The sequence below is a fragment of the Peribacillus sp. genome (assembly GCF_059453735.1).
On the sequence record NZ_JAZVJO010000405.1, the window covers coordinates 1 to 2151 of the forward strand.

2 protein-coding genes are annotated in these 2151 nt (G+C 40.6%); both read left to right on the forward strand.

Annotated elements, in window-relative coordinates; all coding sequences use genetic code 11:
• A partial coding sequence (locus AC52RT_RS13455) for a DNA topoisomerase subunit B (RefSeq protein WP_495541212.1) occupies positions 1 to 1591 on the forward strand: 1591 nt, incomplete at its 5' end.
• A gap of 81 nt (positions 1592 to 1672) precedes the next feature.
• Positions 1673 to 2151 (forward strand): DNA gyrase subunit A (locus AC52RT_RS13460; protein ID WP_495541213.1); only part of this gene is annotated, 479 nt, incomplete at its 3' end.

Below are 2151 nucleotides of genomic sequence, written 5' to 3' on the forward strand. Positions count from 1 at the left end.
TGGAGGATATAAAGTTTCTGGCGGCTTGCACGGTGTTGGTGCTTCTGTTGTTAATGCCCTTTCAAGTGTTTTAGAAGTGTTTGTTCATAGGGATGGACATATCTATTACCAAAAGTTCATGCGAGGCGCTCCACAAGAAGATCTGGCCATTGTTGGTGATACAGATCATACAGGTACAACGGTTCACTTTATTCCTGATGGAGAAATCTTTACTGAAACATTAGAATTTGAATTTGATACGCTGGCAACTCGAATGAGAGAACTGGCTTTCTTAAACAAAGGATTAAAACTGATTCTTGAGGATAAACGTGAAGAAGATAAAACGGCCGAATACCATTACGAGGGCGGTATTAGTTCATATGTAGAACATTTAAACCGCTCAAAAGTCGTTTTGCATGACGAACCTATTTTCATGGAAGGTGAAAAAGACGGTATTTCCGTGGAAATAGCTCTTCAATACAATGATGGATACATCAGCAATTTATTTTCATTTGCGAATAACATCCATACCTATGAGGGCGGAACACATGAATCCGGATTTAAAACTGCTCTGACACGAGTTATTAATGACTATGCACGTAAGAATGGATTGCTTAAAGAAGCGGACACAAACTTCTCTGGAGATGACGTTCGTGAAGGATTAACTGCCATTATTTCTATCAAGCATCCAGATCCGCAGTTTGAAGGTCAAACAAAAACGAAACTTGGGAATTCAGAAGCAAGGACAGTCTCTGACTCCATTCTCTCTGAACGATTAGATGCGTTTTTATATGAGAATCCTTCTGTTGCAAAAAAAGTAGTTGAAAAAGGGCTTATGGCAACCAGGGCACGTCTTGCAGCGAAAAAAGCTCGTGAACTAACGAGACGGAAGAGTGCTTTAGAGGTTTCTAGTTTACCTGGTAAGCTTGCAGATTGTTCATCTAAGGATCCGTCTATCAGTGAAATCTACATTGTAGAAGGTAACTCCGCAGGAGGATCTGCGAAACAAGGACGGGATCGCCACTTCCAAGCTATTCTGCCGCTTAGAGGGAAAATCTTAAACGTTGAGAAAGCGCGTTTAGATCGTATCCTTCACAATATTGAAATTGGAACCATTATCACCGCTTTAGGAACAGGGATTGGTGAAGAATTCAATATTGAAAAAGCTAGATATCATAAAATTGTCATTATGACAGATGCCGATGTCGATGGTGCACATATTCGGACGCTGATGTTAACGTTCTTTTACCGTTATATGCGAAAAATTATTGAATACGGCTATATTTATATCGCTCAGCCGCCCCTCTTTAAAATTCAACAGGGAAAACGGATTGAATATGCGTATAATGACAAACAGCTGGAGGAAATCCTTGCGACGCTTCCAGCACAGCCTAAGCCTAACTTACAGCGTTATAAAGGACTAGGTGAAATGAATCCAGAACAGCTTTGGGAAACGACGATGAATCCAGATACAAGGACCCTGCTTCAGGTCAGCCTTACGGATGCCATCGAAGCGGATGAAACCTTTGAAATGCTAATGGGTGATAAAGTAGAACCTCGTCGTAACTTTATCGAGGAAAATGCAATCTACGTTAAAAATCTTGATGTTTAATTTAGAACGGGATAATTTATCCTGTTCTTTACATAGGGTCCAGAGGACCTAGTTTGAGTTTTATAAAAGGAGGTTGGCTCCATGTCAGAAAATGAACGTTCGAATGTTAAAGATATAAATATAAGTACTGAGATGCGTACATCGTTCTTAGATTACGCAATGAGTGTTATTGTATCCCGAGCTTTGCCTGATGTAAGGGACGGATTAAAGCCGGTACACCGAAGAATTTTATATGCTATGAATGACCTCGGGATGACGTCTGATAAACCATTTAAGAAATCTGCACGTATTGTCGGTGAAGTTATTGGTAAGTATCATCCCCATGGCGACTCTGCTGTTTATGAAACTATGGTCCGGATGGCACAACCTTTTAACTATCGTCATATGCTTGTTGATGGCCACGGGAATTTTGGTTCTGTCGATGGCGATCAGGCAGCAGCGATGCGTTATACGGAAGCACGATTATCAAAAATATCTATGGAACTACTCCGTGACCTGAACAAAGATACGGTTGATTATCAGGAAAACTATGATGGCTCGGAAAAAGAACCTGTAGTAAT